We start from the raw sequence: 24,183 nt of genomic DNA, 5'->3' as shown, positions 1-24,183 counted from the left end.
AAATGTCCCGGCCCGCCGTTGGTTCAGCGCTGCGACGAGGGGTCCGCCAGCGCGGGCGCCGCCACACCCTCGATGATCGCCTCATCATCCTTCAGCGCGACGCCGCTGGCGCCCAGCGCATCGGCCCGGCGCAGAAGCGCGGCGATCCGCGCGCCGGCTTGCCCCGGGGCGAGGCCGCCGGCACGGATGTTCGAGATGCAGTTGCGGCTCTCGTCGGTCAGGCCGACGCGCGGGCCATAGGTCAGGTAGGCGCCCAGGCTGTCGGCGGCGGACAGGCCCGGCCGCTCGCCGATCAGTATCACCACGAGACGCGCCCCCAGCGCCTCGCCGACGGCATCTCCCAGCGCCACGCGCGCCTCGTGCGCCACCACGACCGGAGCGAGCCGCCAGCGGCGCGGGACGGCCTTTGCGATGCCGGCTGCGACGCACGCGCCGTTCCGCTCGGCGGCCAGCGCCGAAAGCCCGCCGGCCACCATGATCGCGAGATCGAAGCCCTCCGCCTCGCGCAGCGCTTCGAGCGCCTGGCGCGAGGCCTCGTCCAGCGCGCGACCGAGGTCGGGCCGGCGCAGGTAGACCGCGCGGCTGGTCGCCCGGCTCGCCGCCTCGACGCTCGCAAGGCCCCGAGCCTCCAGGTCGCGCCGCAGCGCCGCCACGTCGAGATCGGCATGGACCGCGTCGCGCGCCCGCGCGTGGTCGGCCGCAAAGTCGAGATGGGCGCCGGTCGGCAGGCCGCCGCCCCGGCGCCCGAGCGCGATGCGCGCCTGGGTCAACGCCCGTAAAGGGGCCAGCGGATGCGTCTCCTCCCCGCTCATGCCGCGATCTCCAGCCGCGCGGCGCGCAGGAGGCGGTCGAAGCGAGCGTCGGCCAGAAGCGCCGCACCGTCCTCGGGAACGAGGAAGCCCGCGGCGTCGAAGAGGCCCATGCCTTGCGCCCACGCCTCGAACTCGGGCGCCGCGCGCTTGGCCAGGACACGCCTGATGTAGGCCGCGTCGTGGAACGAGGTCGACTGGTAGTTCAGCATCACGTCGTCGGAGCCCGGCACGCCCATCACGAAGTTGACGCCGGCCACACCAAGCAGCGTCAGGAGGTTGTCCATGTCGTTCTGGTCGGCCTCGGCATGGTTGGTGTAGCAGACGTCCACCCCCATCGGCAGGCCGAGCAGCTTGCCGCAGAAATGGTCCTCCAGCCCCGCGCGCGTGATTTCGCGCCCGTCGTAGAGGTATTCAGGGCCGATGAAGCCGACCACCGTGTTGACGAGAAGCGGTTGGAACTCGCGCGCCACCGCGTAGGCGCGGGCCTCCAGCGTCTGCTGGTCGATACCGTGATGGGCGTTGGCGGACAGCGCCGAGCCCTGGCCGGTCTCGAAATACATGCAGTCCTGCCCGACCGTGCCGCGCTGGAGCGAGAGCGCCGCCTCGTGCGCCTCGCGCAGGATGGCGAGATCGATGCCGAAGGAGCGGTTCGCCCCTTGCGTGCCCGCGATCGACTGGAACACGAGATCGACCGGCGCGCCGCGCTCCATCACCGCGATCGCGGTGGTGACGTGGGCGAGGACGCAGGACTGGATCGGCGCGTCGAGCCCCGTGCGCAACTCGTCGATCAGGCGCAGGAGGCGCACGGTCGCCTCCGGGCTGTCGGTTGCGGGATTGATGCCGATCACTGCGTCGCCGCAGCCGAACAGAAGGCCGTCGAGGATCGAGGCGGCGACCCCGCGCGCGTCGTCGGTCGGATGGTTGGGCTGGATGCGCACCGACAGGCGGCCGGGCAGGCCGACGGTGGTGCGAAAGCGCGAGACCACGGGGCGCTTGGCGGCGATCGCGATGAGGTCCTGATTGCGCGAGATCTTGGCGACGGCGGCCGCCATCTCGGGCGTCAGCGCCCATTGAAGGGTCGCGATGGCCTCCGGGTCGGCCGCGTCCGAGATCAGCCAGTCGCGAAGGTCGCCGACCGACCAGGCGCGGATCGGCGCAAAGGCCGCCGCGTCGTGCTGCGCCAGGATCAGCGCCGAGACCTCGTCGCGGTCCGGGTCGATCAGGGGCGTTTCGAGGATTTCCAGAAGACCCGTGTCGGCAAGGCGTCGCTGGGCCGCGACGCGGCTGGCGGCATCGGGCGCGATCACGCCCGCCAGCGCGTCACCCGAGCGGGCGGGCGTCGCATGGGCCAGAAGGGTCTTCAACAGTTCCACGTCCACGGCGCGACCTCCGGGTCGGCGCGACGCATGGGGATCGGCGCGCCGCCTCCCCGCATAGAGAGGCAGCGCGCGCGGCTCGTCAAATCGGCTGTTAGTCGGCCTTGGTGAGGCGAAGGATGGTCGATCCGCCGCCGTTGCGCACCTCGGTCATGGCGTACACGGCGCCGTCGGGTCCGACCTTCACGTCTCGGATGCGCGCGTCCAGCGGCACGCGCTCCTCGCTCGCCACGCGACCCTCCTGATCCATGCGTAGCACCACGAGCCCTTGCGTGACGAGACCGCCGGCCAGGATCGCATCGCGCCATTCCGGGAACTCGTCGCCCGCGTAGATCGCCATGCCGGAGGGGCCGATCACCGGGTCCCAGTAGTAGATCGGCTGCTCCATGCCCTCTTGGGCCGTGATCCCCTGGCCGATCGGCTTGCCGCTATAGTCCTCGCCGTAGGTGATCACGGGCCAGCCGTAGTTCTTGCCGGCTTCGGGGCGGTTCAGCTCGTCGCCGCCGCGCGCGCCATGCTCGATCGTCCAGACGCGTCCATCGGGCCCGAGGGTCGCGGACTGGATGTTGCGGTGGCCGTAGCTCCAGATCGCCGCTTGTGCGCCGTCGCGGCCGACGAACGGGTTGTCCTGCGGCACCGAGCCGTCGGCGTTCAGGCGGAAGACCTTGCCGAGGCCGGAACCCAGATCCTGCGCCTGGTCGCGGATCGGCGTGTCGGAACGCTCGCCGACGCCCAGGAACAGCATGCCGTCGCGGTCGAACACGATGCGCGAGCCGAAATGCTTGTCGCCGTCGTAGGTCGGCATCTGCTGGAAGATGACCTCGGCGTTCTCGAGCCGGGCGCCGGCGTCCGCCATGATCAGCTTGGCGCGGCCGAGCGAGGTGCCGTTGCCCTCGCCCCCACGCGGCTCGGCGAACGTGTAGTAGATCATCCCGTCTTCGGCGAAGTTCGGGCCGAGCGCGATGTCGAGAAGGCCGCCTTGGCCCGCGGAGGCCACCTCGGGCACACCGGAGACCTCGATCGGCTCGCCTTCCTGGCCCACCGCCGGAAGGATCATCATCTGGCCGCCCTTGGCACCGAACAAGATGCGGTTGTCGGGCAGGAACTCCATGGCCCAGCCGTTGGGCAGGCCCTCGGCCACGGTTTCCCGACGGATCTCCGGCTGCGCGGCGGGCTGCGGCGCGCGGGTCTGGTTCGCAAAGGCCGGCTCCTGGCTCGGCACGTTGGCCGCCTCGGTCTCGACCGGCGTGCCGGTGGAGGCTTGCGTGCCGGTGGCGGGCGCATTGCCGTCGACATGGGGCAGGCGTTCGCCCTGACTGTTGGTGTCCTGGGCCATCGCCGCGCCGCCAAGTAGCGTGCCGGCGAGAAGCAGCGCGAAGCGTGCCGTGGAAGCGGAAGAGCGCATGGGTCAAAACCTCGGGCGAGAGCGTGTCGACGCCGGAGGTGGGAGGTTCGGCCCGCCAGGCAACGCCGCTCCCACGGATGTGAGAGCGGCGCGATCAGATCGGGCGCGTCAGACCTGCGGCCACCGATGGTGGAACGTGCCCTCGCGGTCGAGCCGGTGGAACGTGTGGGCGCCGAACAGGTCGCGCTGGGCCTGCGTCAGGTTGGTGGTGCCGCGCGCGCGGCGGTAGTCGTCGAAGTAGGAGAGCGCGGCCGAGAGCGCGGGCACTGGCAGGCCGGCCAACGCGGCCTTGGCCACGACGCGGCGAAGGTTCGCCTGTCCGGCTTCGATGCGGTCCCGGAAGCTCGGCGCCTGAAGGAGGTTCACCACCTCGCCCGCCTCGTAGGCCTGGGCGATGTCGTCGAGGAACGCGGAGCGGATGATGCAGCCCGCCCGCCAGATGCGGGCGATCGTGCCGAGCGGCAGGTTCCAGCCGAACTCGCGGCTCGCCTCGGCGAGCGTCGCGTAGCCCTGCGCGTAGGCGATGAGCTTGGCGCATTCCAGCGCCGACTCGAGCTCGCCCAAGCCGTCGCGGTCGGCATGGAACTGCGCGCCGGGCAGCGCGATGTCGCCGAAGACGCGCGCGGCCTCGGCCCGCTCGCGGCGCCGCGAGGAGACGCCGCGCGCCGAGACCGCGGCCTCCAGCGTGGTGGCGCCGATTCCAAGCTTCTGCGCTTCGATCACCGACCAGCGGCCCGTGCCCTTCTGCCCCGCCTCGTCGACGATCACGTCGACCATCGGCTGGCCGGTGTCGGGATCGGTCTCGCGCAGCGTCACGCCGGTGATCTCGACGAGGTAGGACGAGAGGCCGCGCGTGTTCCAGTCGGCGAAGATGTCGCCGATGGCGCCGGCCTTGAGGCCGACGCCGTCGCGCAGGATGCCGTAGACCTCGGCGATCATCTGCATGTCGGCATATTCGATGCCGTTGTGCAGCGTCTTCACGAAGTGCCCGGCGCCGCCCTCGCCCAGCCAGTCGACGCACGGGACGCCCTCGTACTTGGCGGAGATGGGTTCGAGCAGCGGCTTCAGGCGCTCCCACACCGCCCGGTCGCCGCCCACCATGATCGAGGGGCCGTGGCGCGCCCCTTCCTCGCCGCCCGACACGCCCATGCCCACGAAGTGGACGCCGGTCGGGCGCACGGCGGCCTCGCGGCGCACGGTGTCGTTGAAGTCGGCATTGCCGGCGTCGATCAGGATGTCGCCCTTGTCCAGGTGCGGCAGGACCAGCGCGATCTGGTCGTCCACCGGCTGACCGGCATTGACCATGATCACCACGACGCGCGGGCTCTTGAGCGTCTGGATCATGTGCTCGATCGAGTCGGTCGGCACCAGGCGGGGGGCGAGGTCCGGATTGCTGTCGCGCACGCCGTAGCTCTTTTCCACGGTGCGGTTGCCGAGCGCCACCGTGAACCCGCCGTTGTCGGCGAAGTTCAGCGCGAGGTTCGCGCCCATCGTGCCCATGCCCAAGACGCCGAGATCGGCGCGTGCCCCGGTTTCGCTCATGTTCAGGTCCCCCGCCCGGTTATCAACTCAAGCCTGCAGCCGCTCGGCGTGCCAGCGCAGGTGATCGTCCATGAAGGTCGAGATGAAGTTGTAGGAATGGTCGTAGCCCTCGCGCATGTTGAGTCGCAAGGGAATGCCGGCATGGCGGCACGCATCCTCCAGAAGGCGCGGGCGAAGGCCCGTGTCGAGGAAGGGGTCCGCCGTTCCCTGATCCACGAGGAATTCCGGGAAGCGCTTGCCGTCCTCGATCAGGCGGGTCGGGTCGTAGAGGCGCTGCGCGCGAGAACTGGCGCCGAGATACTTGTCGAAGGCGGGCTTCGACCAGTCCGCCGTGGTCGGCTGGGTGATCGGGGCGAAGGCCGAGCAGCTCCGGTAGAGCTCGGGATGGCGCAGCGCCAGGCACAGGGCGCCGGCCCCGCCCATGGAATGGCCCATGACGCCCTGCCGGTTCATGTCGGCGGGAAAATGCGTGGCCAGATATCCCGGCAGCTCGTCGGCCACGTAGGAATACATCTGGTAGTTCTCGTCGAAGGGCTTCTGCGTGGCATCGAGATAGAAGCCCGCGCCCGAGCCGAACTGCCAGTTGCCCTCCTCGTCGGGAACGCCCGGCCCCCGCGGGCTCGTGTCCGGCAGGACGATCATCAGGCCGAGCTCGGAGGCCAGGCGCCGGTACTCGGCCTTGTCCATCGCGTTCTGGTGGGTGCAGGTGAGACCCGACAGATACCAGAGAACCGGCACGCGCCCCGTCTCGGCCTGCGGCGGCGTGAAGACCGCGAAGGTCATCGCCGTGTCGGTGGTGCGCGAGTGGTGGCGGTAGACCCCTTGTGTTCCGCCGTGGCTCTTGGCCGTGGAGATCGTGTCGAGCGGCATTCGGACTCCTTGGAATGAAGAAGGGACCGGCGTCCCGTTAGGAAAGCCGGCGCATGTCCACGTGGAGAATGTCGTCCTCCAGATAGGAGGCCGAGACGGCGGTGAAACCGTGCGCGCCGTAGAAGGCGGCCAGATGCTCCTGGGCCGAGAGGTCGATCGCGGACCCAGGAAAGCGCTCGGTGCAGAAGCGGAGCGCCTCGCGCATCATCGTGTGCCCGAGCCCGCGGCCGCGCGCGTGCGGCGCGGTGGCGATGCGCCCGATACGCGCCGCCCCATTCTCGCCGGCCGGCGCGAAGACGCGCAAGGTTCCCTCGAGCCGTCCGTCCTCGCCGCGCAGGAGAAGGTGGACGGCGTCGGGATCCCGCCCGTCGATCTCCGCAAAGGCGCAGCGCTGCTCCACCACGAAGACCTGGCAGCGCAGCGCGAGCATGTCGTGGACGTCGAGACCGGACAGCGCCGCGAACGGAGCCCAGCGGCTCGTCGTCAATACACGACCACCGAGCGGATCGACTTGCCCTCGTGCATGAGGTCGAAGGCGGTGTTGATCTCGTCGAGCGGCATGGTGTGGGTGATCAGGTCGTCGATGTTGATCTTGCCGTCCATGTACCAGTCGACGATCTTCGGAACGTCGGTGCGGCCGCGCGCGCCGCCGAAGGCCGTGCCGCGCCAGACGCGGCCCGTGACGAGCTGGAAGGGCCGGGTCGAGATCTCCTTGCCGGCCTCGGCCACGCCGATGATGATCGACTCTCCCCAGCCGCGGTGGCAGCATTCCAGCGCCTGACGCATGACGTCGGTGTTGCCGGTGGCGTCGAACGAGAAGTCCGCGCCCCCGCCCGTGAGGTCGAGGATCGCCTGCACGACCTTGTCGTTGCCGACCTCGCGCGGGTTGATGAAGTCGGTCATGCCGAACTTACGCGCCATCTCGACCTTGGAGGGGTTGATATCGACGCCGATGATCTTGTCGGCGCCCACCATCCGCGCGCCCTGGATGACGTTGAGGCCGATGCCGCCCAGTCCGAACACCACGACGTTGGCGCCCGGCCAGACCTTGGCGGTGTAGATCACCGCGCCGATGCCCGTCGTCACGCCGCAGCCGATGTAGCAGATCTTGTCGAAGGGGGCGTCCTCGCGGACCTTGGCCACCGCGATCTCGGGCAAGACCGTGAAGTTCGAGAAGGTCGAGCAGCCCATGTAGTGGAACACGGTGTCGCTCTCGCAGCGAAAGCGGCTGGTGCCGTCCGGCATGAGGCCTTGGCCCTGCGTCGAGCGGATCGCGGTGCACAGGTTCGTGCGGCGCGACAGGCAGCTCTTACAGTTGCGGCATTCCGGCGTGTAGAGCGGGATCACGTGGTCGCCGGGCTTCACGCTCGTGACGCCCGCGCCCACCTCGCGCACGATGCCGGCGCCCTCGTGGCCGAGGATCGCCGGGAACTTTCCTTCCGAGTCCATGCCCGACAGCGTGTAGGCGTCGGTGTGGCACACGCCGGTCGCCATGATCTCGACCAGCACCTCGCCGGCCTGCGGCCCGCGCACCTCGACGGTCTCGATGGTCAGCGGCTTGCCCGCTTCCCAGGCGACGGCGGCTCGTGACTGCATGGGTGTCTCCCCGATCCTGATCCCGTTGGGCGCCGGCGCCATGCGCCGCGTCGGTGTCCTGCCTACACGATCCCGCCGCCCGTGCGCCACCGCCCGCGCGACAGCGGACCTTCAGGAACGCGACATCGCCCCGGCGGGCCGGCCCGCCAGAAGCAGCGCGCCGTCCAGCGCGTCGCCGAGCGGCTCTAGGAGCGCCGTGTCCTCGGACAGGAAGGGGCGAAGCGGGGCGGCCAGCCCGCCCACCAGCGCGACATCGGGGCAGCCCGCCCGCTGCAGCGACTGCACGAGGCCGGCGAGCGAGGCGCCGGCATCCACGCACAGTTCGCGCGCCTGCGCGTCGCCCCCGGCCGCGTGGTGCAGCACGAGGGGGCAGAGGCGCGCGTAGTCGGCGGGCGTGGCCTGGTCGCAGAAGGCGACGAGGCGCTGGGGATCGTTCTGCGCACGAGCCAGGAGATCGCGCGTCAGGGCGCCGGCGGCGAGGCGGCCGTCGGCGGCCAGAAAGGCGATCTCCACCGCGGCGAGACCGAGCCGGGCACCGCCGCCCTCGTCGGAGCCCGGGAAGCCGTAGCCGCCGAAGCGCAGGCGACGCCCCCCGGCCCAGCCCACCGCGATCGAGCCGGTGCCCGCCACCACCACCCCGCCCTCGCGCCCCGCATGCGCGCCCAGCGCCGCGATCGCCGCGTCGTCCTCCCAGCGCAGCGACGCAAAGGGATGCGGACGCTCGGCGAAGCGCTCGATGAGGCCGGGACGGCGGATGCCGCTGACGCCCGCGCCGACCCGCAGCCGCGCGAAATCGAGAGGCCCGAGGGCCGCCTTGCGCCAGGCGCCGCGCGCCGCGTCCAGGAGGCGCTCGAACACCGCCTCGACGCCTAGGCGCGCGTTGCTGGCGCCCGCGACCTGCGCCTCGCCCAGGACCTCCCGGTCGCTTGCCAGCCGCGCGCGGCACGAGCTGCCGCCCGCATCGATCCCGAGATACACTATCTGCGCCGCCAAGCCCGCCGCTCCCCAAACCGGTGTCGGAACCGGCCTAGCACAGGTTCGGGCGGTTCGGCGCCTCCCGCCCTTTCGCGACCGCGAGCGAGCCGCTAGAGCCGGGCCCGTCTTCCAGCGCAGCGGAGCCGCGATCCATGCCCTTCACGCAGATCCTCGTCCTGAACGGCCCGAACCTCAACCTTCTCGGCCGGCGCGAGCCGGGGATCTACGGCGCCAAGACGCTGGACGATATCGAGCACGAGCTGCGCGAGCGCGCCGGGGGCCGCGCCGAGCTCGCATTCCAGCAGCGCAACGGCGAGGGCGAACTGGTGACGCTGGTTCAGGAAGCGGGGCTGGCGGGGCACGGCATCATCCTGAACGCCGGCGCCTACACGCACACGTCGGTCGCGATCCGCGACGCGATCAAGGGCTCCGGCGCGACCGTGATCGAGGTGCACCTGTCGAACGTCCACGCCCGCGAGGACTTCCGGCACCACTCCTACCTGTCGCCCGTGTGCCGGGGCGTGATCGCGGGCTTCGGCGACCTGTCCTACCACCTCGCGCTGGAGGCGCTGCTGGCGCCCTGACGGCCGGGCGCCTCAGAAGCCCAGCGCCATGCCGTCCTTGCGGTGGTCGGACGAGCCGAGCAGGACGCCGCGCTCGTGGTCGATCCAGATCGCCTGGCAGCCGCCAAGCGGGGCTTCGGCGACCTGCGTGCGGTGGCCGCGGGCCTCGAGGTCGGCACGCACGGCCTTGGGCACCGTGTTCTCGATCGTCAGCGTGTCGCCGAAGGCGAACGAGCGCGGCGCCTCGTTGGCGGCCTGCGGATCGAGCCCGACGTCGAGCATCTGCGACAGGAGATGGGCGTGGCCCGCCGCCTGATACTGGCCGCCCATGACGCCGAAGGCCATCACGGTGCGCTTCTCCTTGCGCAGAAGCCCCGGGATGATGGTGTGGAAGGGCAGCTTGCCGCCGTCCACGACGTTGGGATGGTTCTCCTCGACCGAGAAGCCGGAGCCGCGGTTCTGGAACAGGATGCCGGCGCCCGGCGCATAGATGCCCGAGCCGAACGGGTGGAAGATCGAGTTGATGATCGACACGGCGTTGCGGTCGCCGTCCACCACCGACACGGTGACCGTGTCGCGGTGGTTGGGCCCGGTCCAGGCCGTCGGCTCGGCCGCCTCGTCCATGCGGATGCGGGCGCGCAAGGTTTCCACGAAGCGGTCCGAGAGCAGCGTCCGGACGTCCAGCGTCTCGCCGCGCGCGGGATCGCCGATCACCGCGTCGCGCATGGCGTAGCCGAGCTTGGTGGCCTCGGCGAGGACGTGGATGCGGTCGGCCTCGCCCATGGGCTTCAGCTCGAACCCGTCGAGGATGCGTGCGATCATGAGCGCGGCGATGCCCTGCCCGTTGGGCGGACATTCCAGGAGCTCGTGCCCCTTGTAGGGCGCGGCGACCGGCTCGGTCTCGAAGGCGCGGAAGCGGGCGAAGTCCTCCTCCGTATGCACGCCGCCGGCCTCGCGAAGCGTGCGCACCATGTCGGCCGCCGTCTCGCCCTCGTAGAAGCCGGCGCGGCCTTCGGCGGCGATGCGGCGCAGCGTGCGGGCGAGCGCGGGCTGGTGGAATCGGGCACCGACGGCGGGCGCCGAGCCGCCCGGCAGGTATTGCTCGCACGCCGGCGCATGGCTCGACACGCGGCTCTCGTAGGCGGCCCAGTCGTAGGCCACGCGCGGCGTCACGCAGAAACCGTCCTCGGCGGCGCGGATCGCCGGCTGAAGCACGCGCTCGAGCCCCAGACGCCCGAAGCGTTCCACGAGGCGGATCCAGGCCTCCACCGCGCCCGGCACCGTCACGGCATGGACGCTGTCGTCGGGAATGCGCGCCAGGCCGCGTTCCACGAGATCGCCGCGCCGCAGGGCCTGGGGCGCAGGACCCGATCCGTTGAGCGCGAGCGGCTCGCCCTCGGACCCGGCGACCAGCGCGAAGCAGTCGCCGCCCAGGCCCGTCATCAAGGGATCGATCACCGATTGAAGGGCCACCGCCGCCACCGCCGCCTCGGCGGCATGGCCGCCTTCGCGCAGGATGTCGACGGCGGCGAGCGTGGCCAGCGGATGGGAGCTGGCCGCCATGGCGCGGTCGGACACGGCGACCGAACGGCCGGGCTTCTGGAAGTCGCGTTGGAGCATGCGGGGGAAAAGGTCCTCGGGCGGCTGCACCCGCATCTGGCGGGGCCGCGTGGCGCGATGCGGGGGGTGCATACAGGAGCCGGCGCGCCGCGTCAGCCCCGTTTCGTTCCTCGTCGTGGTGGAGGCTGCCATGCAGCGTCCGTATGCCTCGGGCCGGCTCGGCGCGTCCGAAGCGGCTGTGCGAGAGCGCCGGTCCCTGGCGGCAGAGACCCGGACGCCGCTGCGACGACGCCCCGGCGGCCAGGCTGCGCCCGCAAGCTTGCGCGAGAATGGCCCTTTTCGGATCGCAACGGGGTCCGATGCCACGGCGCTGCACCACACAGGGCCGTGATCAGTATTCCTTCAGAGTTTGCGTTCCGTCCGCAGATACATCGCGCACGAATTTGTATGAGCTAAAATTTAAAATCGGCGACTGGTCTTGGAACCACTGGACAAATCATGGGCGATCCTGTGCAACCGGCGGGGAAGGCGTGTGAAGGCATGCCCGTTGTTTCTGGGAGGAACCGATGTCCAAGCTTGTGAAGGGGCTTCTCGCCTCGCTTTCCATTCTAGCGGCCACCGCCACGGCGGCGTCGGCCCAGGGGTCCTACCCGACCCAGCCCATCACCGTGGTGGTGCCCTTCTCGGCGGGCGGTCCCACCGACACGGTGGCGCGCCTCGTCGCGCAGGTCATGTCGCGCGAGCTCGGGCAGCAGGTCCTGGTGCAGAACGTCGGCGGCGCCGGCGGAACGCTGGGCGCCGGCCAGGTCGCCCAGGCCAAGCCCGACGGCTACACGCTGCTTCTCCACCACATCGGCATGTCGACCGCGCCGACGCTCTACCGCCAGCTCGCCTTCGACCCGCTGAAGGCCTTCTCGCCGATCGGTCTCATCACCGCCGTGCCGATGACGATCGTGGCGCGCAAGGACTTCGAGCCGGCCGACGCCTCCGCCCTTCTCGCCTACCTCAAGGAGAACGGCGCCGACACGACCTACGCCAACGCCGGCATCGGCTCGGCCTCGCACCTGTGCGGCATGCTTCTGCAGGAGGCGGTCGGCGTCCAGATGGTGACCGTGCCCTACCAGGGCGCCGCTCCCGCCATGACCGACGTCGTGGGCGGCCAGGTCGACCTCCTGTGCGACCAGACCACCAACACCACCAACCAGATCAAGGCCGGCGAGGTGAAGGCCTACGCGGTGACCACGCCGACGCGCGTGCCCTCGTTGCCCGACCTGCCGACCACGGCGGAAGTCGGCCTGCCCAAGCTCGAGATCGGCGTCTGGCACGGCCTCTACGGACCGGCCGGCCTCGACGCGGCCGTGGTCGAGAAGCTCGACGCCGCGCTCAAGACCGCGCTGGCCGACGAGACCGTGAAGTCGCGCTTTGCCGAGCTCGGCACGCAGCCCGTCTCGGCCGAGGAAGCCACCCCGCAGGCGCTGGAAGCCGAGTTGAAGTCCCAGATCGAACTCTGGCGCCCGATCATCCAAGCGGCCGGCACCTACGCCGACTGAGCCTTCGGAAACCCGGGGCGCGGGAGGACGCGCCCCGGGTTTTCCTATCGAGCGAACGGTCGCAAGGGGGAGCCATGACCGACACCAGCACGACGGCGCCGACACGACGCGGCCTCGACCGAAACGTCGTGGCGGGGCTGATCTTCGTCGCGATCGCAGCCGCCTTCGGGTGGGAAGCGTCCCACTACGACATGGGGCGCGCCATCCGCATGGGGCCGGGCTTCATTCCGATGACGCTTGCGATCCTGCTCGCGATCCTCGGCCTCCTCGTTCTGATGGCGGGCCTGCGCGCGCCCGACCATGCGGAAAGCTCGGGGCCGGTCGCCTGGAAGGGCGTCGTCCTGGTCTGCGCGGCGCTTCTGGTGTTCGGGCGCTTCGGCGGGCAGCTTGGCCTGGTTCCGACCGTCCTCGTCTGCACGTTCGCGGTTGCCATGGCCTCGGTGCGCAACACGCTTCTGTCCGCCGCCGCGATCGCGGTCGTGATGGCCCTGCTCTGCTGGCTGATCTTCAAGGTCGGCCTCGGCATCACGCTGCCGACCTTCGGCCCCCTGTTCGCTTTCTGAGGTTCGACGATGGATCTTCTCGCCAACCTCGCGCTCGGCTTCGAGACGGCGCTGACGCCGATCAACATCTTCTGGTGCTTCATCGGCGTGCTGCTCGGCACGCTGGTCGGCGTCCTGCCCGGCATCGGGCCGACGGCGACGATCGCCATGCTGTTGCCGATCACCTTCACGTTCGCGCCCGTCACCGCCCTCATCATGCTGTCGGGCATCTACTACGGCGCGCAGTACGGCGGCTCCACCACCGCGATCCTGATCAACCTGCCGGGCGAGAGCTCCTCGGCGGTGACCGCGATCGACGGCTATCAGATGGCGCGCAAGGGGCGCGCGGGCGCAGCGCTCGCCACGGCCGCGCTCGGCTCGTTCTTTGCCGGCTCGGTCGCGACGCTGCTTCTGGCGGTCGCCGCCCCGCCGCTGTCGCGCGTGGCGCTCCAGTTCGGCGCGCCGGAATACTTCGCGCTGATCGTTCTGGGCCTTCTCGTCTCGATCTCGCTCGCCCACGGCTCGGTGATCAAGGCGCTCGCCATGATCTGCCTCGGCCTCCTGCTCGGCACGGTGGGCCAAGACATCTACACCGGGACGCCGCGCTTCACGCTCGGCCAGCTCGAACTCTACCAGGGCATCAACTTCGTCTCGATCGCGGTGGGCGTCTTCGGCGTCGCCGAGATCTTCCGCAACCTTGAGAACGAGCGCTCGCGCGAGATCGGCGTGAAGGAGGTCAAGAACCTCTGGCTGACGCGCGAGGACTTCCGCCGCATCCGCATGCCCGTGGTGCGCGGCACCGTACTCGGCTCGATCCTCGGCGTCCTGCCGGGCGGCGGGCACGTCCTCTCCTCCTTCGCCTCCTACTCGATGGAGAAGAACATGGCGAAGGACAAACGCGAGTTCGGCCACGGCGCGATCGAGGGCGTGGCGGGTCCGGAAAGCGCCAACAACGCCGCCGCGCAGACCTCATTCATCCCGCTCCTGACGCTCGGTATCCCCGCCCATCCCGTGATGGCGCTGATCGTCGGCGCCTTTATCCTGCAGGGCATCACGCCGGGGCCCAACGTCATCAACACGCAGCCCGCCCTGTTCTGGGGCATCATCGCCTCGATGTGGATCGGCAACATCCTGCTCGTGATCCTGAACCTGCCGCTGATCGGGCTGTGGGTGAAGATGCTCACCATCCCCTATCGCGTCCTGTTCCCGGCGATCGTCCTGTTCGCGGCGATCGGCTGCTACTCGATCAACAACAACCCGTTCGACGTCTACGCCATCGGGGTGTTCGGCGTGCTCGGCTATGCGCTGATCCGGCTCGGCTGCGAGCCAGCGCCTCTTCTGCTCGGCTTCGTTCTGGGCCCCCTTCTCGAGGAGCACCTGCGCCGTGCCATGATCATCTCGCGCGGCAATGCGATGGTGTTCTTCGAGCGCCCGATCTCGGCCACGCTCCTGGCGCTGGGCCTGGCCGCCGTCGTGGTCGCCCTCCTGCCCGCCATCCGCCGCAAGCGCGACGAGGTCTTCGTCGAGGAGGACTGAGGCAAGACCCAGGAAAGCGGCGTCCGGCCGACGTCTCGCCGCGCCACCGGCCTCAGGCGAGTTCGTCGGCGAAGTAACGCTCGATGGCTTGATAGGAAGGCTCGCGCCGCAGCGGGTGCGCGGGGTCGTCCTTGGCCATCATCCAGGCTCCCTCGAAACACAGGAGCCATTCGCCGACGTCGTAGAAGCCCTGCATCGACCGCGTCGGCAGGCCGAGATCGTGCATCCGCCGCATCAGACTGTCGATCGCGTCGATCAGGTCGTGGTCGTTCTGTATGACGGCGCTCACTTAGGATTCCTCACAACACCACGTCCTCCGGTTGGATATCCGGTTCTGACCGATCCGTCCGGCTTGACCACGACCTCAATATCGACGTCGCGGACCGTACCACCCTTGACCGCTTCGCCTGGTCGATGGGCTGGACGCACCGTCTGCCCGTTTTGTGCGACGTCGGCCACGCCGTCCAGGATGTCGTCATCGGACCAATCCGTAGGAAATTCTGTCTTACCCGGCTTCCCGGTTCCCGCTCTGTGACCGCCACCGCTCTTATCACCGTCCAAGATATGCTTGGCACGGTCTTCGGGAATGATATCGTTGCCGTTCTTGTCCTTCCGGCAGTTGCGGCAGGCTTCCTCCCGCTCCTTCTCCGTATCGAGAGGTTCCGTCTCGGTCTCGACGCTCTCGCCCGACTGCGACACCGCATAGAGGCCGATGCCCGCCAGCGTGATCACGCCTGCGATGACCCATCCTGGCGGTCCGCCCGCCACGAATGGAAGAGCTGCGACGCTCATACCGGGCGCTCGGCACCGCGACGCGCAGCGACGATCACCGAGCGCAGCATTAGGTCTACCTTGCGGTCCGGTGAAGCCTTTCCATCCTGCATATAATCGAGAACCCCGGGCTGCTCGAGAACCCGTCCTTGTGTGAGGATGTTCAGATAGGCCCATCGAGCATGAGAGCGTTCGGAGCGGATGCCGATCCGTCGGCCCTGTTCCTCAGAGGCTGTGACGATCTCCAACAGCTTGTCCTCGGAGTAGGCATCGACCTGATCGGGCGCGCCTCGGCGCAGCGTGGCCGCGACGCGATGGCGCGAGCGCTCCAGATGGGCTGCGGAGGTGGCGGCGAGTTGTTCGGGCGACAGTCGAAGGAACCCGCCTCGCCGAAGCTCGCCATTCTGAGGTGCGACGGGGAAGAAGCGGGTCCGCACAGGATCGGACGTCCGCATCGAGATCGCGCTCGCCTCGCCCATGAATTGCGCACGCTGCGCCGCATCAAGGATATCGAGGAGCGATGCGACGACATTGGCATCCGCGTAGCGTAGTAGGACGCTTTCGCGACCGCCCTCGTTATCCGGAATGTCGATCATTGCATTTGAGCGCAGATGGCGCCGCAAGGTGGAAGCTTGACCTGTCCATGACCAGAAGACAGCGGCAGGTCGAGAGCCGATATGGGTGAGTAGGGACGCCAATGCCGCACGCTCGCGAAAGGCGATGAGATGGGGGCCGACGCGGCGCCCTTCCTCGCTTTCGTAGAGAGGCTGAGCCTCTAATCCGATCGCGGCAACCTCTGTGGCGATATCATCGAAGAAGGCGCCATCCACCACCGCGAAGAGGTGGTCGGGCATATCGGTCAGAAGGGCATGGAGTTCGTCAGCCATGGGGTTCCGGCTCCCATTCCCGTAGCATCGCGGATCGCGTGCAGCGTTTCTAAGGGTAGCTTTGCAAGCCAGGATGGGAAGGTACGAGAAGACTCCATTTCGCGTGTTCGTTGTCCTTTCTGCCGGTTGGCAGATGCCTACGCCCTGGATCATGCCGAACGGTACACCGGGCACCTCGCGTCCCGACCTTCACAATGCACCCTACGGCCTCGTTTCGAAGGACGGCTCCAAAACCAGGTTCGGAGTGGGACGATGAACAAGCGGGAACTGCACGATCTCATCAAGGACAGCGTCATGGCGGACGCCATGGGTCTGTACGAGGCCTGTTGGGCCTTGCCGGAAGGCGAGATCCGGGATGACGACCTTCGGCTGCGTAAAGTGGTCTCCTGGGGCGAGGTGGCCTCCGCCGTCCTAGCCATGATCGAGGCGGACGAGGTCGGGCTGGTAGCAACAGCCGGCGGTATTGCAACGCCGGTGACGGGCGACGTCAGGCAGATTCTCGAAGACAAGAAGAACTGGCGTCCCTTCGACCAGACGCACGGAACGGGGTACATCCTGACGGACAAGCTGCGCGACGGATCGTGAGCGCCACCGTATCACGGCCTCAGGCCAGTTCGTCGGCGAAGCAACGCTCGATCGCTTGCCAGGAGAGTTCGCGCCGCAGCGGGTGCGCGGGGTCGTCCTTGGTCATCATCCAGGCTCCCTCGAAACACAGGAGCCATTTGCCGACGTCGTAGAAGCCTTGCATCCGCTGCCTCGGCAGGCCGAGATCGTACATCCGCCGCATCAGATTGCCGATTTCGGCGATCAGGTCGTGGTCGTTCTCGATGGAACCCAATATCAGGTCCTCCTTATGCCGCGATCGCCTGCTCCATATGGAGCCGCGTCTGGAGCGGTTCCAAACCCAAGTGTTAGCATCCGATCCGGAAAGGTGTACCCACCGGTACGTCCACCTCAAGGACCTTGGCCAGCTCGTCGCGCGCGAGTTCGAGCCGGCCGGGGGCGTGGCCAAGGAGTTCAACACGATCGCCGTCGATGACGGCATCGCGATGGGCCACGACGGCATGCTCTACTCGCTGCCGAGCCGCGAGATCATCGCCGACTCGGTCGAGTACATGGTCAACGCGCACTGCGCCGACGCCATGGTCTGCATCTCGAACTGCGACAAGATCACGCCCGGCATGCTGATGGCGGCGCTGCGCCTCAACATCGGCGACGTCTTACGGACACGCCATCGTCGCGACCTATCGGTAGCCGATTGGGAGGATGCCGAGATGTCGCGTCTCGGCTACGTCCTGCGCACTGCCGTTCTGGACGGGATTGATGGTCGGATGCGAACGGAAGCGCGGCTGGCTTGGCCCCGGCGTAGACCGAAAGGCGGGTGAACGTCCGCTTTGGGCTGCGCGGTTTCGTCAGGCTATGGCTCGAAGGGGTCGAAACCTGCCGAAGCGTTTGCGATCCACCGTGTCTGCGACCGGTCCGTGGCGAAGGCCGGCCTGCGAGGATGCCCTTCCCTCCGTCCAGCGACACCCGTAGAGGTTGGAGTCGTGGGTGCCGGTGACGAGCAGGCGCGGAGGGGGTGCGAAGGCATGGCGGCAACCGAACGAGAGGCGGCGGATCGACGCCCGCTCGCCTCGCGCGGCACGCGTTGGGCGCAAGCCTTGGCACGGACGCTCCTGCGCACGCGCGCCACGCCGAACGCCATCTCGGCGACTGGCGTCGGCTTCGCCGCGCTCGGCGGCCTCGCCTTCGCCTTAGCGCCCAGGCATCCATGGTTGTTCCTGGCGGGTGCGCTGCTCGTCCAGTTCCGCCTCCTGTGCAACCTCCTCGACGGCATGGTGGCGGTGGAGGGCGGGCGCGGCTCGCCCACCGGCGCCCTGTTCAACGAGATTCCCGATCGCCTGGAGGACACCGTCCTGCTCGTCGGCTTCGGCTACGCGGCAGGCCTCCCCGCGCTCGGCTTCACGGCGGCGCTGCTGGCCGTCCTCACCGCTTACCTGAGGGCCTTCGGCGCCTCGCTCGGGCTTGGCCAGGACTTCGGCGGCCCCATGGCCAAGCCCCAGCGCATGGCCGCGCTGACCGTCGGCGGGGTCCTGGCCTTCGCGGAAGCCCTCTTCGCCTCCACATCCTATGTTTCCCTTGCGGTGCTGGCCGCGATCGCGCTCGGCACCGCCTGGACGTGCGGGCGGCGCACGCGGCGCATGGCGCGTCTCCTGCACGAGCGCGCCCTATGATCGACCATCTTCTCGTCGCCCTCGCGCGCTTCCTGGTCGGCGGCCGGCCGGACTGGATCGGCGCGCAGCCCTCGCCCCGCCAGCGCATCTATTTCGCGAACCACGGCAGCCACCTCGACACGGTGCTTCTCTGGGCCGCCCTGCCGAAAAGCCTTCGCGCGACGACCCATCCGGTGGCCGCCGCCGACTACTGGGGGCGGGGGCGCCTGCGCCGGGCGGTCGCGATCGGCCTCCTGAACTCGGTGCTCGTGGACCGGGCGGGCACCGCCTCCGGCCGGGATCCGCTGGAGCCCCTGGAAGCGGAGCTCGCGCGCGGCCATTCGCTGGTGATCTTCCCGGAAGGCACGCGGGGACCCGAGAAGCTGCCCGGTCCCTTCAAGTCCGGCCTGTTCCGGCTCGCCACACGCTTTCCGGAGGCCGAACTCGTGCCGATCTATCTCGAGAACCTCTCGCGCGCCTTTCCGCGCGGCGCCTACCTGCCGGTCCCCATCTCCTGCCACGTGCGCATCGGCGCGCCGATGCACCTGGCGCCCGGCGAGGAGAAGGACGCCTTCCTGGCCCGTGCGCGGGGTGCGGTCGTCGCGCTCGCGGAGGTGCGCTGATGGACCCCGCGCTGCTGGGCCTGTTCGCCGGCCTCGTGGTGGTGCTGACGCTGGCCTCCGTCACCGGCCGCCTTCTCCAGCGGCGCGTCCAAACCCCCGAGGGCCGCGCGACGGTCGACAACCTCAACGCCCGTATCCGCGCCTGGTGGGGCATGATCGCGGTCTTCGCGCTCGCCTTCACCTTCGGCAAGGGCGTGACGCTCGTGCTCTTCGCCCTGACCTCGTTCTACTGCCTGCGCGAGTTCATCTCGCTCACGCCCACGCGCCCGGCCGACCATCGGGCGCTGGCCGCCGCCTTCTATCTCTTCCTGCCGCTGCAATACGCGCTGATCTGGGACGACTGGCAGTCGCTCTTCTCGATCGCCATCCCCGTCTACGCCTTCCTGCTGCTTCCGGTCCTGGCGGTCCTGAAGGGGGACACCGACGACTTTCTCGCCCGCACCGCCAAGGTGCAGTGGGCGCTGATGCTGACCGTCTACTGCATCAGCCACGCGCCGGCGCTGCTTCTCCTGCGCATACCCGGCTTCGAGGGGCGAAGCGTCCTGCTCCTGTTCTTCCTTGTCGCCGTGGTGCAGGCGAGCGACGTCCTGCAGTATATCTGCGGCAAGCTCTGGGGCCGGCGGAAGATCGCGCCGGTGGTGAGCCCCTCCAAGACCTGGGAGGGTTTTCTCGGCGGCGGCGCGGCGGCCACGCTGCTCGGCGCGGCGCTCTACCCGGTCACCCCTTTCTCGCCGGTTCAAGCCGGTGCGCTGGCGCTCGCGATCGTTCTGGCGGGATTCTGCGGCGGCCTCGTTCTGTCGGCGGTCAAGCGCTCCATGGGTGCCAAGGACTGGGGCCGCATGATCGAAGGCCACGGCGGGGCGCTCGACCGAATGGACTCCGTCACCTTCGCGGCCCCCCTCTTCTTCCACCTCGTGAACTACGTCTTCGTGCCCTGAACAGGGAACGTCGGTTCTCCGATGCCTCGGGGCTGGCGCGCTGCAAAATCACCGCGGGCCCGGACGGTCCGCGACCCGACCCGGATTTTGCCGTTTTCCCGGCGGCAGAAGGTCGATCTGGAGCGGTTCCAGACCCAGGTGTTGGCATCCGCGCCGGAAAGGTGTACCCACGGGTACGCTTTCGCAGCCGATCGTTTCAAAGGTGACGCCATGCCCGCCTATCGCTCCCGCACCACCACCCACGGCCGCAACATGGCCGGCGCGCGCGGCCTGTGGCGCGCCACGGGCATGAAGGACGAGGACTTCGGCAAGCCGATCATCGCGGTGGTCAACTCCTTCACGCAGTTCGTGCCGGGCCACGTCCACCTCAAGGATCTCGGCCAGCTCGTCGCGCGCGAGATCGAGGCGGCTGGGGGCGTGGCCAAGGAGTTCAACACGATCGCCGTCGACGACGGCATCGCGATGGGCCACGACGGCATGCTCTACTCGCTCCCTTCGCGCGAGATCATCGCCGATAGCGTCGAGTACATGGTCAACGCGCACTGCGCCGACGCCATGGTCTGCATCTCCAATTGCGACAAGATCACCCCCGGCATGCTGATGGCGGCGCTCCGCCTCAACATCCCGGCCGTCTTCGTGTCGGGCGGGCCGATGGAGGCCGGCAAGGTCGTCTGGCCCGACCAGACCGTCAAGAAGCTCGACCTCGTGGACGCCATGGTCGCCGCCGCCGACGACCGCGTGTCGGACGAGGACATGAAGGTCATCGAGCGCTCGGCCTGCCCGACCTGCGGCTCGTGCTCCGGCATGTTCACGGCCAACTCCATGAACTGCCTGACCGAGGCGCTCGGTCTCTCGCTGCCGGGCAACGGCTCGACGCTCGCGACCCACGCCGACCGCAAGCGCCTCTTCGTTGAGGCCGGCCATCTCGTGGTGGATCTCGCGCGCCGCTACTACGAGCAGGAGGACGCGACGGTGCTCCCGCGCGGCATCGCGACGTTCGCCGCCTTCGAGAACGCCATGACGCTCGACATCGCCATGGGCGGCTCGACCAACACCGTGCTGCACTTGCTCGCCGCCGCCCACGAGGGCGAGGTCGACTTCACGATGGCCGACATCGACCGCTTGTCGCGCCGCGTGCCGGTTCTGTGCAAGGTCGCCCCTGCCATCAGCAACGTCCACATGGAGGACGTCCACCGCGCCGGCGGCATCATGGGCATTCTGGGCGAGCTCGACCGGGCGGGCCTCATCGACACCTCGACCCACACCGTCCACTCCGAGACCATGGGTGCGGCGCTGGAGCGCTGGGACGTGAAGCGCACGAGCGCCCGCAACGTCCACGACTTCTTCACCGCCGCCCCCGGGGGCGTGCCGACGCAGGTCGCCTTCAGCCAGGAGCGCCGCTTCGACTCGGTCGACACGGATCGCGAGACGGGCGTCATCCGCGACAAGGCCCATGCCTTTTCCCAGGACGGCGGTCTGGCGGTGCTCTACGGCAATCTGGCCGAGGACGGCTGCATCGTGAAGACGGCAGGCGTCGACGAGAGCATCCTCCGGTTCACGGGCCGCGCGCGCGTCTACGAGTCCCAGGACGCCGCGGTGAAGTCGATCCTCTCCAACGAGGTGGTGCCGGGCGATGTCGTCTTGATCCGCTACGAGGGCCCGCGCGGCGGCCCCGGCATGCAGGAGATGCTGTATCCCACGAGCTACCTGAAGTCGAAGGGCCTGGGGAAGGCCTGTGCCCTCGTCACCGACGGTCGCTTCTCCGGCGGCTCGTCGGGCCTGTCGATCGGCCACGTCTCGCCGGAAGCCGCGGAAGGCGGCACGATCGGCCTCGTGGAGGAGGGCGACCGGATCGAGATCGACATCCCCAACCGCTCCATCCACCTTGCGGTCGACGACGCGACGCTGAGCGCCCGCCGCCAGGCGCAGGCCGATCGGGGTTGGCACCCCGCCGAGCCGCGCAAGCGCAAGGTCACCACTGCGCTCAAGGCCTATGCGGCGCTCACCACCAGCGCCGCGCGCGGCGCCGTGCGCCAGTTGAACTGAAGATGGCCGGCGGCGGGACCAAGGGGATCCGCCGCCGCGCTCCCGACGCGGGATCGCAGCCCCCTGCCGGGACCTATCGTCTGCCGTTGAAGCTCCGGTGCGTGATCGCGTGTGTTTCGGCATCCATCTCCACACCGAAGACCAACGGCCCGCCGCCGCAGATGCGCACGGCCTCGTTGCGCCAGCGAGGGTCGTCGGCAAAGCCCCGTGCCGGGAAGAAGCTTCCGTAGACGTATCGCCGGCCGTTTCTGACGATGCCGGCATACTGCCGCATCCAGCCGACCCGGACGGCGGCGGCGGTCGGAAGCTCCGGCATCCGTTGTCCCGCAAGGGCGGAAGATGCGAGGACGGTCGGCAGCTGGGCTTCAAGTCTGTCGATGTCGGCGCCTGTCGGCCGCCATGTGCCTTCCCCGTCCGCGGGAGCGCTGCGAGAGCATTGCCCCAGAAGCTCGGCTCCCTCGAGAACCACGACGAGCGGCCCGAGCGCCTCGGCCCGAGCGGCCTGGATCGCGGCAAACGGGATCGCGAGAACCAGAAGCGGGACGGCGGACAAGGCATGGATCATGGTTCGACGGCTCCATATCTCGGCGGCCCGTCGCGTGGCGGCCGCGCTCGAAGTTGACCACTACGCCAGGGCGGATTGGCGCGACGGCTTCGGTTTGCGTCGACCCGACAGGAACGCGCCGAGCGGGCGCTCCACGAAGAGATAGCAGGCCGCGCCCGCCGCCGAGCAGGCCGCGAGCGCGGCCAGCGGATAGGCGAGCCCCGCCGCGCCTGCCACCGGCAGGCCGAGCCGCACCCAGACGACCTGCACCACCGGCAGCACCAGGATGTGCGTCAGGTAGATCGAGTAGCTGGCGTCGCCCAGAAAGGCGACAGAACGGCCGAGCGATCCCGGGATATCCCGTCCCTCGCCGCGCCCGAACACGGCGGCCATGACCACGATCGCGGCCGCCAGCCCCGTCTGCGGCGCGTGCTCGGGCAACACCGTGCCGGCCCACAGGAGAAGCGCCATTCCAGCCGCGCCGACGCCTAGGGCCTCGATGCGCGAGAAGCGCCAGCCGCGCTCGGCCAGCGCGCCGATCACGAGGCCGGCGGCAAATTCCAGAATGATCGGGCGCGTCCAGAACCAGGCCATGCTGCCCTCGCGCAGCGCGAGGCCGAGCAGCGCCAGCGCTCCCAGAAGCAGGAGCGCCGCGGCCAGCCGTCGTCCGTCCCGCAGCGGCAGGACCAGCGCGAAGAGCGCGTAGAACGCCATCTCGTAGTTCAGCGTCCAGCCCACGAAGAGCACCGGGTTGTCGTGGCCCAGCGTCGGATGCGGCCAGGGCAGGAACAGGAGCGAGGCCAGGAGGTGCGCCGGGTCGAAGCGCGTCGAGCCGAGGATCTGGGGGGCTGCGATCGCGACCGCCGTCAGCACCAGCGTCAGGAGCCAGTAGAGCGGAGCGACGCGCAGGAGCCGGCGCCTCAGGAAATCCAACGGGCGGGCGCGCGCGCCACGCGTCGTCCACCAGATGATGAAGCCGGAGATCACGAAGAAGAGGTCGACGCCCGCCGTGCCGGCCCGAAATCCCGGCAGATCGACGCCGTCGCCGAGCCGGCTCGGTCCGTCGACGGCGTGAAACAGCACCACCATCAGCGCGGCCAGAGCCCGCAGGTATTGGATCGAAAGGATCATCGCAGCGCCGATCGTCGTCACGCAAGGGCCGTCGGCGCCGAGTTTGGCACGGCGATTCCTTCCAACACCTTAGCCGTCTTCCCGGCCCTGGGACGAGCCGACACACGCCGCGCGTGCGCCGGTTCGGGAAAGCTTAAGGATGGGTTTTCGAGCGCGAGACGCCGCGAAACCCATGGGCCCGCTGCGGAGTTACGCCGGCATGGGTATCGAGATCGAACGCAAGTTTCTGGTACGGGACGAGAGCTGGCGGTCGCTGGCCGACGACGGTCGGGCGATCCGCCAGTTCTATATCGCCATGGACAAGGACGTATCGGTGCGCCTGCGCGTCGCCGACGGGCGACAAGCCTGGCTGACCATCAAGACCGGCGCGGGCCTCAGCCGGGGCGAGTACGAATACCCGGTACCGGTGGCCGATGCCGCGGGCCTGGAGGCGACGCGGCGCGGCGAGGTGGTCGCCAAGCGGCGCTTCCGCGTGCCGCATGGCGAGCTCACCGTCGAGATCGACGTCTTCGAGGGCGCGCTGGCGCCGCTGGTGCTCGCCGAGATCGAACTGCCTTCGGAGGCGCACGAGATCGAGCTTCCCGCGTTTCTGGACCGGGAGGTGACCGGCGACGGAGCCTACACCAACGCGGCGCTCGCCGCGCACGGCCTGCCGGCATCCTTTCGCGGCTGAACCGGCGCCCTATCTGCGGCGGCACCTGCG

Annotated in this window: 25 protein-coding genes and 1 pseudogene; 11 read left to right on the top strand and 15 right to left on the bottom strand. The window is 69.3% G+C overall.

Going from position 1 to position 24,183, the window contains the following annotated elements; translation table 11 throughout:
• Nucleotides 1–23: 23 nt before the first annotated feature.
• The 8 genes from eutC to BLQ76_RS02905 form a co-directional block, all read right to left on the bottom strand.
• Nucleotides 24–812 (bottom strand): ethanolamine ammonia-lyase subunit EutC, encoded by a 789-nt coding sequence (eutC, locus tag BLQ76_RS02940; RefSeq protein ID WP_090668557.1) that lies wholly within the window; start codon nucleotides 810–812, stop codon nucleotides 24–26.
• Nucleotides 809–2,191, bottom strand: a complete 1,383-nt coding sequence (locus tag BLQ76_RS02935; RefSeq protein WP_090668554.1) for an ethanolamine ammonia-lyase subunit EutB — start codon at nucleotides 2,189–2,191, stop codon at nucleotides 809–811. The genes eutC and BLQ76_RS02935 overlap by 4 nt, the downstream gene beginning before the upstream one ends.
• 91 nt (nucleotides 2,192–2,282) lie before the next feature.
• Entirely contained in the window at nucleotides 2,283–3,524 is a 1,242-nt protein-coding gene (locus BLQ76_RS02930; RefSeq protein WP_425285135.1) for a PQQ-dependent sugar dehydrogenase, read from the bottom strand.
• Between the two features lie 177 nt (nucleotides 3,525–3,701).
• The gene (gene gndA / locus BLQ76_RS02925; RefSeq protein WP_090668548.1) at nucleotides 3,702–5,135 is read right to left on the bottom strand and encodes an NADP-dependent phosphogluconate dehydrogenase; all 1,434 of its coding nucleotides are present in this window, start codon (nucleotides 5,133–5,135) and stop codon (nucleotides 3,702–3,704) included.
• A gap of 27 nt (nucleotides 5,136–5,162) precedes the next feature.
• Nucleotides 5,163–6,005, bottom strand: coding sequence for an S-formylglutathione hydrolase (fghA, locus tag BLQ76_RS02920; protein ID WP_090668545.1), 843 nt, complete (start codon nucleotides 6,003–6,005; stop codon nucleotides 5,163–5,165).
• A 37-nt stretch (nucleotides 6,006–6,042) separates the two neighbouring features.
• Nucleotides 6,043–6,492: a GNAT family N-acetyltransferase gene (locus BLQ76_RS02915; protein ID WP_244519446.1), complete on the bottom strand. Its 450-nt coding sequence runs from the start codon at nucleotides 6,490–6,492 to the stop codon at nucleotides 6,043–6,045.
• Nucleotides 6,489–7,601 (bottom strand): S-(hydroxymethyl)glutathione dehydrogenase/class III alcohol dehydrogenase, encoded by a 1,113-nt coding sequence (locus BLQ76_RS02910; protein ID WP_090668542.1) that lies wholly within the window; start codon nucleotides 7,599–7,601, stop codon nucleotides 6,489–6,491. Before BLQ76_RS02910 ends, BLQ76_RS02915 begins: the two co-directional genes overlap by 4 nt.
• 111 nt (nucleotides 7,602–7,712) lie before the next feature.
• Nucleotides 7,713–8,594: a glucosamine kinase nucleotide-binding domain-containing protein gene (locus BLQ76_RS02905; RefSeq protein ID WP_170842443.1), complete on the bottom strand. Its 882-nt coding sequence runs from the start codon at nucleotides 8,592–8,594 to the stop codon at nucleotides 7,713–7,715.
• 134 nt (nucleotides 8,595–8,728) lie between these two features.
• Here BLQ76_RS02905 and aroQ point away from each other — a divergent pair, with 134 nt between their 5' ends.
• On the top strand, nucleotides 8,729–9,160 hold the full coding sequence (gene aroQ, locus BLQ76_RS02900) for a type II 3-dehydroquinate dehydratase (protein WP_090668536.1): 432 nt from the start codon (nucleotides 8,729–8,731) through the stop codon (nucleotides 9,158–9,160).
• 12 nt (nucleotides 9,161–9,172) lie between these two features.
• Here aroQ and BLQ76_RS02895 read toward each other — a convergent pair whose 3' ends face one another.
• Nucleotides 9,173–10,759 carry a gamma-glutamyltransferase family protein gene (locus BLQ76_RS02895; protein ID WP_090669556.1) on the bottom strand — a complete coding sequence of 529 codons (1,587 nt, stop codon included), beginning with the start codon at nucleotides 10,757–10,759 and terminating at the stop codon, nucleotides 9,173–9,175.
• A gap of 506 nt (nucleotides 10,760–11,265) precedes the next feature.
• On the opposite strand from BLQ76_RS02895, the gene BLQ76_RS02890 reads away from it, so the two are divergent.
• From BLQ76_RS02890 to BLQ76_RS02880, 3 genes are all read left to right on the top strand, one after another.
• The gene (locus tag BLQ76_RS02890) at nucleotides 11,266–12,249 is read left to right on the top strand and encodes a tripartite tricarboxylate transporter substrate-binding protein (protein ID WP_090668533.1); all 984 of its coding nucleotides are present in this window, start codon (nucleotides 11,266–11,268) and stop codon (nucleotides 12,247–12,249) included.
• Nucleotides 12,250–12,323: 74 nt separating this feature from the next.
• The gene (locus tag BLQ76_RS02885; RefSeq protein WP_090668529.1) at nucleotides 12,324–12,812 is read left to right on the top strand and encodes a tripartite tricarboxylate transporter TctB family protein; all 489 of its coding nucleotides are present in this window, start codon (nucleotides 12,324–12,326) and stop codon (nucleotides 12,810–12,812) included.
• Nucleotides 12,813–12,821: 9 nt separating this feature from the next.
• Nucleotides 12,822–14,327 (top strand): tripartite tricarboxylate transporter permease, encoded by a 1,506-nt coding sequence (locus tag BLQ76_RS02880; RefSeq protein ID WP_090668527.1) that lies wholly within the window; start codon nucleotides 12,822–12,824, stop codon nucleotides 14,325–14,327.
• A 52-nt stretch (nucleotides 14,328–14,379) separates the two neighbouring features.
• On the opposite strand, the gene BLQ76_RS02875 is transcribed toward BLQ76_RS02880, so the two are convergent.
• From BLQ76_RS02875 to BLQ76_RS02865, 3 genes are read right to left on the bottom strand one after another with little or no spacing between them, the layout of a single operon-like run.
• Nucleotides 14,380–14,616, bottom strand: a complete 237-nt coding sequence (locus tag BLQ76_RS02875; RefSeq protein WP_090668524.1) for a hypothetical protein — start codon at nucleotides 14,614–14,616, stop codon at nucleotides 14,380–14,382.
• The gene (locus BLQ76_RS02870; protein ID WP_170842442.1) at nucleotides 14,613–15,119 is read right to left on the bottom strand and encodes an EndoU domain-containing protein; all 507 of its coding nucleotides are present in this window, start codon (nucleotides 15,117–15,119) and stop codon (nucleotides 14,613–14,615) included. The genes BLQ76_RS02875 and BLQ76_RS02870 overlap by 4 nt, the downstream gene beginning before the upstream one ends.
• On the bottom strand, nucleotides 15,116–15,985 hold the full coding sequence (locus BLQ76_RS02865; protein WP_170842441.1) for a DUF4123 domain-containing protein: 870 nt from the start codon (nucleotides 15,983–15,985) through the stop codon (nucleotides 15,116–15,118). The genes BLQ76_RS02870 and BLQ76_RS02865 overlap by 4 nt, the downstream gene beginning before the upstream one ends.
• A 252-nt stretch (nucleotides 15,986–16,237) precedes the next feature.
• On the opposite strand from BLQ76_RS02865, the gene BLQ76_RS02860 reads away from it, so the two are divergent.
• Nucleotides 16,238–16,570, top strand: coding sequence for a hypothetical protein (locus tag BLQ76_RS02860; RefSeq protein WP_090668517.1), 333 nt, complete (start codon nucleotides 16,238–16,240; stop codon nucleotides 16,568–16,570).
• Nucleotides 16,571–16,589: 19 nt separating this feature from the next.
• Here the strand turns inward: BLQ76_RS02860 and BLQ76_RS02855 are convergent, their stop codons facing one another.
• Nucleotides 16,590–16,823 carry a hypothetical protein gene (locus BLQ76_RS02855; RefSeq protein ID WP_090668514.1) on the bottom strand — a complete coding sequence of 78 codons (234 nt, stop codon included), beginning with the start codon at nucleotides 16,821–16,823 and terminating at the stop codon, nucleotides 16,590–16,592.
• A gap of 106 nt (nucleotides 16,824–16,929) precedes the next feature.
• Here BLQ76_RS02855 and BLQ76_RS02850 point away from each other — a divergent pair.
• The 5 genes and pseudogenes from BLQ76_RS02850 to ilvD form a co-directional block, all read left to right on the top strand.
• A pseudogene (locus tag BLQ76_RS02850) lies at nucleotides 16,930–17,262 on the top strand (dihydroxy-acid dehydratase domain-containing protein); the annotation flags it as partial.
• Between the two features lie 312 nt (nucleotides 17,263–17,574).
• Nucleotides 17,575–18,219 (top strand): CDP-alcohol phosphatidyltransferase family protein, encoded by a 645-nt coding sequence (locus BLQ76_RS02845; RefSeq protein ID WP_139183906.1) that lies wholly within the window; start codon nucleotides 17,575–17,577, stop codon nucleotides 18,217–18,219.
• On the top strand, nucleotides 18,216–18,821 hold the full coding sequence (locus tag BLQ76_RS02840) for a lysophospholipid acyltransferase family protein (protein ID WP_090668512.1): 606 nt from the start codon (nucleotides 18,216–18,218) through the stop codon (nucleotides 18,819–18,821). Before BLQ76_RS02845 ends, BLQ76_RS02840 begins: the two co-directional genes overlap by 4 nt.
• Nucleotides 18,821–19,759, top strand: a complete 939-nt coding sequence (locus BLQ76_RS02835; RefSeq protein ID WP_090668509.1) for a phosphatidate cytidylyltransferase — start codon at nucleotides 18,821–18,823, stop codon at nucleotides 19,757–19,759. The genes BLQ76_RS02840 and BLQ76_RS02835 overlap by 1 nt, the downstream gene beginning before the upstream one ends.
• Nucleotides 19,760–19,969: 210 nt before the next feature.
• Nucleotides 19,970–21,805, top strand: a complete 1,836-nt coding sequence (gene ilvD / locus BLQ76_RS02830; RefSeq protein ID WP_090668506.1) for a dihydroxy-acid dehydratase — start codon at nucleotides 19,970–19,972, stop codon at nucleotides 21,803–21,805.
• A gap of 73 nt (nucleotides 21,806–21,878) precedes the next feature.
• Here ilvD and BLQ76_RS02825 read toward each other — a convergent pair whose 3' ends face one another.
• Nucleotides 21,879–22,370: a hypothetical protein gene (locus BLQ76_RS02825; RefSeq protein WP_090668502.1), complete on the bottom strand. Its 492-nt coding sequence runs from the start codon at nucleotides 22,368–22,370 to the stop codon at nucleotides 21,879–21,881.
• A gap of 60 nt (nucleotides 22,371–22,430) precedes the next feature.
• Complete coding sequence (locus BLQ76_RS02820) at nucleotides 22,431–23,480, bottom strand: acyltransferase family protein (protein WP_090668499.1); 1,050 nt, start codon at nucleotides 23,478–23,480, stop codon at nucleotides 22,431–22,433.
• 199 nt (nucleotides 23,481–23,679) lie between these two features.
• Here BLQ76_RS02820 and BLQ76_RS02815 point away from each other — a divergent pair, with 199 nt between their 5' ends.
• Nucleotides 23,680–24,153 (top strand): CYTH domain-containing protein, encoded by a 474-nt coding sequence (locus BLQ76_RS02815; protein ID WP_090669547.1) that lies wholly within the window; start codon nucleotides 23,680–23,682, stop codon nucleotides 24,151–24,153.
• Nucleotides 24,154–24,183: the final 30 nt, after the last annotated feature.

The sequence above is a fragment of the Aureimonas jatrophae genome (assembly GCF_900104035.1).
GTDB classification, from domain to species: Bacteria; Pseudomonadota; Alphaproteobacteria; order Rhizobiales; family Rhizobiaceae; genus Aureimonas; species Aureimonas jatrophae.
Note: the sequence above shows the minus strand (reverse complement) of the source record. Positions and strands in the feature narration are given on the sequence as shown.